The sequence below is a fragment of the Planotetraspora phitsanulokensis genome (assembly GCF_016863295.1).
GTDB classification, from domain to species: domain Bacteria; phylum Actinomycetota; class Actinomycetes; order Streptosporangiales; family Streptosporangiaceae; genus Planotetraspora; species Planotetraspora phitsanulokensis.
Map to the genome: position 1 here is coordinate 85769 of NZ_BOOP01000045.1, position 6922 is coordinate 92690.

Below are 6922 nucleotides of genomic sequence, written 5' to 3' on the forward strand. Positions count from 1 at the left end.
TCACCGGACCAACAGGATCTTTCCGATGTGTTCGCTCGCTTCGAGCATGCGGTGAGCCTGCGCGGCGTCGGACATCGGGATCTCGGCGTGCACCACGGGACGGATCGCTCCGGCGCTGATCAGCGGCCAGACGTTCTCCACCACGCCGCGGCAGATCACGCCCTTCTCGTCGACCGGGCGTACGCGGAGTCCCGCGGCGGACATCGAGGCCCGCTTGCCCATCAGCTTGCCGAGATCGATCTCGCCGACCGTTCCGCCCTGCATGCCGATGAGGACCAGGCGTCCCCCGGTCGCGAGGGCGTCCAGGTTCTGACGGAGGTACTTGGCGCCGATGATGTCCAGGATGACGTCGGCCCGGTTCCTGAACTTCTCGGCGAAGTCCTCCTCCCGGTAGTTCACACCCTCGTCCGCGCCCAGTTCGAGGCAGCGCCGTACCTTCTCGTCGGAACCGGCGGTGACGAGCACCTGCGAGCCGAACGCCTTGGCGAGCTGGATGGCCAGGGTGCCGATCCCGCTGGAGCCGCCGTGGACGAGCAGGGTCTCACCCTTGCGGAGCCTGGCGGTCATGAAGACGTTCGACCAGACTGTGCAGGCGACCTCGGGAAGGGAGGCGGCCACGTCCAGCGCGAGCCCGTCCGGGATCGGCATGACCTGCTGCCATGGGACGGCGACGCGCTCGGCGTACCCGCCGCCCGCGAGCAGCGCGCAGACCTGGTCGCCGACGGAGAACCCCTCGACGCCGGCGCCGATCTCCGCGATCACTCCCGAGCACTCGAGGCCGAGGATGTCGGAGGCGCCCCTGGGTGGTGGATACTTGCCCTGCCGTTGGAGGACGTCAGCCCGGTTGACCGCGGACGCCGTCACGTCGATGACGACCTGACCTGCGGCGGGACTCGGATCGGGCACCTCTTGCCAGTCCAGGACGTCTGGTCCGCCAGGCTCGGAAATCACAATCGCACGCATGTCACCTAAAGTAGCGTGGCGGTCGAACTCTACGGTTGCCCGCATTCCGCGTAATACGGGACGCTAATCTCCAATGTGTTTGCTGCCCTTTTAGCCCATCCCGAGGGGGTACACGGTGGCGAGACATGATCGAGAGGATCCTCATTCTCTCGAGGACCAGCTCGCATGGCTGGACGCGATCAAGGAAATGCCCGACGAGGTGGAGATCGCGGTGAGCGCGGTCACTTCCGCGACCCTCGCGTCCGCCGCGTCTCCTGGCGCGTCTTCCACCACCGCGCCTCCGGCGCAGCCGGCAGGCCACGAGACCCCTTCGCCGTACCCCCAGGACCCGTGGAGCCTCGTCCCGTCGGAGCCGGCGTCTGGCGCGCTGTTCCGCAACGCGGTCGACTCGATGTACGGCTCCGCGTCGGTGGCCGTGGCCGACGACGCCGGGGTGGCCGCACCGCCCAATGGGGACACCGGGAGCGCGAAGTCCGCCGAGTCGGGACTCGGGTCCGCCGACGCCGCGTCCGTGTCCACATCGGAGCCGGCCGTCCGGGCGGATCGTGCTCAGGACGATCAGGCACGGGGCGATGGAGTTCAGGGCGACCGTGCGGACTCCGTGGAACGGGCGGCCGAGACCGTCGATCCGTTCGACCCGTTCGCGACCGCCTTCCGGACGTCCACGCTGGGAGGGGCGGCCGCCGGGTCGTCCGCGGTGGAGGAGGCCGAGCGCTCCGCACCCCGTGAGGACGGCGACGCGAAGAGGACGGCCACGCCGTCCGGAGGCGACCAGGAGCCCGCCTTGGGATCGGGCTTCGGGGGCGGCTTCGGCAAGGGCGCCTTCAACGACTCTCCCGCGGACACCGACTCCTTCAGCCTGGGAGCCTTCGCCGACGCCGAGACCCGCAAGTCGGGGCGCACGGCGCCGGAGTCCCCCGCGTCTTCCTCGTCACCCGCCGCCGGGTCCTCCGGGTCCTCTGGTTCCTCGTCCGCCTCGAATGAGGAACCGCTGCGGGGCTGGCTGGAGCCTGCCGTACCTGTCGACCAGGTCACTCCGCCTGGGACCGCGGATTCACGCGGCTCGGTGGACAAGGCCGCGCCCTCCGAATGGCCGAGCATGCCCGAGCGGCTGCCGTCGGCGACGGATCACTTCGAGTCCTTCCCCGGAGAGGCCCTGCGCGCCGAGTCCTTCACGGGGGAGCAGGCGCGCCCCGGACAGTTCTCCGGAGATCACGGTGAGCGTGTCTCCGATGATCGTTTCGCTGCTTTTGGCGGAGATCGTTTCGGCGGGGAGGCCGCGCCGCGTTTCCCGGCGGAGGTCATGCCGGCGGACCCGTTCGCGCCGGACCGTTCCGCCTCGGTCTCCGGGGAGCATCCCTTCCGGGCGGAGCGGATGTTCCCGGCGGAGCGGCAGGACGGCCTCACGGGCCAGGACGCGACGTTCCGCGTCACGAGCCCCGCGGTCGAGCCCAAGCCTCCGATGAAGGAGGACCCGTTCTCCGGCTCGCTCCGCGACGACCTGGCCGTCGACGAGCGCCGGCCGTTCGAGCGGGACGGCGACGTCGACGACCGAGCGCAGTATGAGCCGCGGCGCCGTCAGGCCCCGCCGCCGCCGGCGTTCAGCGCTCCGTCGCGGCCTGCCTCGGGCACCAAGCCGTCGGCGGACAGCCTCGACCCCGACAGCCTCCTCAAGGGCCGCAGGAACGCTCCGAAGGGCGGCTGGCGCCGGCTCGTCTACAAGGCGTCGGCCGGGTGGATCAAGCCGGGCGAGCCCTCAGAGGTACGGCGTCGCCGTGAGCTGATCAACCGCGCCCGCACGCCCGTAGCGACGGGGCACCACCGGGTCGCCGTGCTCAGCCTCAAGGGCGGAGTCGGCAAGACGACCACGACGGTGGGCCTGGGGGCGACGCTGGCCCAGGTCCGCGGCGACCGCGTGATCGCCGTTGACGCGAACCCCGACCGTGGAACCCTGTCCGACAAGGTCGAGTTGGAGACGTCGGCGACCGTACGCGACCTGCTTAATGAGCGCGGACAGATCAAGCGATACGTGGATATAAGAGCATTCACGTCGCAGGCTCCGTCGCGGCTGGAGATCCTCGCGTCGGACCGGGATCCGTCGGTGTCCGAGGCGTTCAGCGCCAAGGACTACGCGGCCGTCTCGCAGGTGCTGGAGAACTTCTACTCGATCTGCATCACCGACTGCGGGACCGGTCTGCTGCACTCGGCGATGTCCGGCGTCCTCGGGCTGGCCGACCAGATCGTGCTGATCAGCTCGCCGTCCGTCGACGGCGCCCGCGCGGCGTCTGCGACCCTGGACTGGCTGGAGGCGCACAACTACGGGGAACTGGTGCGGGCGGCGACCGTGGTGCTGTGCAGCGTCCGGCCGCGGTCGAAGTCCACCGTGGACCTGGACAGGCTGGAGGCGCACTTCTCCGCTCGATGCCGGGCCGTCATCCGGGTGCCCTACGACCCGCACCTGGAGGAGGGCGCCGAGATCGATCTCGAGCGTCTCCAGGAGGCGACCCGGGAGGCGTACCTGAAGCTGGCGGCCAGCGTGGGCGACGCGTTCGCCGGGCCGCAGTCGCTCGGCGAGCGGCGGTTCTCGGAGATCCCCGACCAGCTGTAGGCGATCTCGCCGACGGCGGGACCTCGAAGATCGTTTGATATGCGGTCGCGGGTCGTCGACGGCCGGTGAGAGAGTAAGGTGCACATGACGTCTTCGCCAGACGTCACCTGGAGAGCTCGCCTAGTGGACGATGGCGGCGGTCTTGAAAACCGCTAGGCCGGGTGACCGGTCTCGTGGGTTCGAATCCCACGCTCTCCGCTCAACCTCCTGAAACGGTGCCTGACCAGCGGATTCGCTGTCGTCGGGCGCCGTTGATCATTTCTGGCCTACGCAGCCGTACGCCACCATGAGCGGCCTTCGGCCGCTGTTCGCGGGATATACGCGGGATGGATCATGGTGTGTATCTGCAGGTCATTAGTCGGCTGAGGACCACCCCCACACCAGCCTCGTTGCGGGTGTCATCTACAGGGAGATGAGGCGGCCTTGGGCGCGATCGGTGTACCGATCATGCTCTTGCGGGCGCTATCCGTCAGGACAACATCGGTCAGATCAGCGCCATCAATGCGTGAGCCTGTCACTACAGCCCCTGAAAGATCCGCGCCGCGTAGACACGCCCCGTTGAAGTCAGCACCTGATAGATCGGTGCCGCGTAAGTTGACTCGATCGAGTCGGGCTCCCTTGAAGGAAGCCCCTGCGGCGGATGCCCCGGCGAAGTCTTCATGACGGAGATCCAGGCCGGTCAGTCGAGCGCCGGCAAGTTGCCGTCCACGAAAGTCCATTCTGGTAGCCATAGTCTGCGAGATGTCAGCTCCACGTAGGTCTCGCGGTACCGGTGCTTCATGGGGTGTGGCCCAGAACAGCGCAAGTGCGGTTGCTCCGGCGAGTTGCCGAGATGCCGGGGGAAGAGCGTATTGCCGCAGCGCCTCACGCAGGATCAAGTCGTCTGCCCTACCTGGAGCGTTCTGGTCGACGAGGGCAGGCGTGACGGTGGCCAGGGCATCAGTGAGGCTGTCGCGCGTCTTGGCGGCGGCGTGCGGCCACTTCATGTCGATGTACGCCAGCACGAGGGCGAGCCACGTGACCGCGCTCTTCATCTCGGACGCAGAGACCGGAAGCCTGGACTCCACGTCGAACCCCTCACCACGTTTGGCGGCCTGCGCCATGCGAGCCCGATGGAGCAATCACACCGGACGCGGCGATGCCAGTGCGGCTGCCCGAAGCGTGAGCCGCGATCGCGTCGACGGGCAGCCCTACGGAACTCCCGTCACCTGTTCCCAGTCCGGAGAACCAGGTCAGGCAGGGAGATGCTCAACCCGGCTCATTACTGGTTGTTGATCCAGCCGAATGCTGAGAGTCCGCAGTTCCACAGGTCCAGTCTGTAGTTACCGTAGAGTCCGTTAATCTGCCCGTTGTTGTGCCGGAATGCGCCTAGTCTCCCCGACCCGACGACATGAAGGTTGCCCACGTCGATTACCTGCCAGCTACAGCCGCTTCCCGAGGCGCCGGAATCGACCTCCCATTTTATGAAGTTTTTTCCAGACACCGCGTTGAGGATGGCCGTCGAGCAGGAGTAGTAGCTCACGGCGCAGGTCGTGGTGGTCGCGCTCGCCGGCGACGCTGCGACCACGCTCACGCCCGTTACCAACGCCGCGACACCTGCACATCGGACCAGGGTCTTGAATAATTGACGCATTCTTCCCCTTTGCTCTGCGGAACGTGTGTGGATCAAGCATGCGACACGCCGGGCATTGGGCACAAGAGGTCAAAATCCGGATCTGAGCGGGAAGTAAGGGGCGCCCTCAGCGGCTTCGTCGTATGGACCTGCGCGAGGCCCGCTGAAGGAAACCTGTCCCGTACCTGACCACCACGTCCAGGGGCGTCATCCCGTGGCGTAAAGGGCCCGAGCTCGACTGCGACACCGAGCTGCAGTACCTCGATGAGTAGTGCGACGATTGACCCGTTCCGGCGCCCCGCACACTAGTTTGTAGTATTCGGCTTGACAAGCGGCGCCGTTTCGTTAAGAGCAGGAAGTCAAGAAAGCCGACATCTGGCGCAGGAGTCGTGCAGCAGCAAAGTGCAGCAACCTCACCGACTGCCGGCGGTCGAACATGATCTTTCGTGCGCCAGTTGACCACCTAACCGACCAGCAGCGACCCTGACGCCACGAGTTCACACCGAAGTGGTCGGCTGAGGCCGTTACGATCGCCGACTTCGGTGCCCGCCGCGAGAGGTTGGGGCGATCGGCTGCCGCGGACCGACTCCGTCGGTCCGTGCCACCGGATACGCGAGTTACTGTGATTTGCTGTACAGCAGCCGTGGACAGCAACGCCACCTGACGCAGTCTGATCGACCTATACGGCATCATACGGTTGACCAGCAGCGCAAGCCCTCGACCACGACCTTCCACTTCACTCGTAATGATGGGATCAGAGGGTGAGGGCAGGCATTTCACCATGGGGGCTGTTGACGACCAAGGGTGCCGAGCCTTCTCCGAGATAGGGATGGTCGGGGTAGAAGTCGATGTGGAGATGGCCGCCATCGTCGGTCTCGGCCATGGCCCGAACGTTGTCGGCGAAGATCTTGAGAAAGACGCCGTCGCCGGCGATCGACAGAGAGTGAGTCTCAGCGTCGGCAACTACAACGACTGATTCCCCGTCCACGCTCTGGACGAATAGATGTGTGAGTGGCGTCTGGCCAAAGGGAGCGTCTTGAGCAGGGTCGGCGCTCACCGAGCCGGAACCGCGGGCCAAGAGGTCGGCAAGGTGACTGAGCGTGGCCCGATCAGCAGACAAGTCGATCTCGCCAGTTGAGTCTGTAAGCAAGATCTCCACGCTGCCCCCACGACGTGATTACCGCGAACAGGTTCTCATAGCTTTCGGGCACATCAGCTTGACCATGGTGCCAGTCGCTTCGGCGCAACACGTGGGGTAAGGACCAGTGACGGCTGATCTTGCTAACGCTGTTGCTAACTACAGCCCAGGACGACCGTGGACGCCTGTGGAATCTGGGAAGCCGGACAACCTCTTTGAGCAGGCGTTCGTGACAGTGGTAGATGCCTGTGGACAGGTCTGACCTTGCTACGGATCAGATGCTCTCGCCAGCGAGGGCAAGACCGCGACGATCGCTTACGTCGGCACTCGCCATACAGCGTTGGGGCGATCGGCTGCCGCGGCCCTCCTCCGTCGGGCCTTGCCATCGGGTGACCATGGTCGAGGTGACAGCAGCGCTGACAGCAACGTCCCTGCACACAGACAAACTCCGGCGACCGCCTACAACCTTCTGACCACGGCTCTTGTCATCCAAGCAGGGTGATTGGTCCGCCTGAAAAGCGGAAGGTCGGCAGTTCGACCCTGCCCCTGACCACAGCACCTGAACAGCCCGAACGCCCCGGCCGCGATCTTCCGTTCTAGC

General features: G+C 66.2%; 5 protein-coding genes and 1 tRNA gene. 2 read left to right on the forward strand and 4 right to left on the reverse strand.

The window, feature by feature from the left end; genetic code table 11:
* Window positions 1-963: an NAD(P)H-quinone oxidoreductase gene (locus tag Pph01_RS37950; protein WP_204078074.1), complete on the reverse strand. Its 963-nt coding sequence runs from the start codon at window positions 961-963 to the stop codon at window positions 1-3.
* 115 nt (window positions 964-1078) lie between these two features.
* On the opposite strand from Pph01_RS37950, the gene Pph01_RS43080 reads away from it, so the two are divergent.
* Both Pph01_RS43080 and Pph01_RS37960 read left to right on the forward strand, forming a co-directional pair.
* Window positions 1079-3571, forward strand: a complete 2493-nt coding sequence (locus tag Pph01_RS43080) for a MinD/ParA family ATP-binding protein (protein WP_239117322.1) — start codon at window positions 1079-1081, stop codon at window positions 3569-3571.
* Between the two features lie 109 nt (window positions 3572-3680).
* A tRNA-Ser gene (locus Pph01_RS37960) sits at window positions 3681-3769 on the forward strand.
* 200 nt (window positions 3770-3969) lie between these two features.
* On the opposite strand, the gene Pph01_RS37965 is transcribed toward Pph01_RS37960, so the two are convergent.
* The 3 genes from Pph01_RS37965 to Pph01_RS37975 form a co-directional block, all read right to left on the reverse strand.
* Window positions 3970-4674, reverse strand: coding sequence for a pentapeptide repeat-containing protein (locus tag Pph01_RS37965; protein ID WP_204078075.1), 705 nt, complete (start codon window positions 4672-4674; stop codon window positions 3970-3972).
* 158 nt (window positions 4675-4832) lie between these two features.
* Window positions 4833-5144 carry a hypothetical protein gene (locus Pph01_RS37970; RefSeq protein ID WP_204078076.1) on the reverse strand — a complete coding sequence of 104 codons (312 nt, stop codon included), beginning with the start codon at window positions 5142-5144 and terminating at the stop codon, window positions 4833-4835.
* A 793-nt stretch (window positions 5145-5937) separates the two neighbouring features.
* Window positions 5938-6342 carry an Imm32 family immunity protein gene (locus Pph01_RS37975; protein ID WP_239117323.1) on the reverse strand — a complete coding sequence of 135 codons (405 nt, stop codon included), beginning with the start codon at window positions 6340-6342 and terminating at the stop codon, window positions 5938-5940.
* Window positions 6343-6922 lie beyond the last annotated feature (580 nt).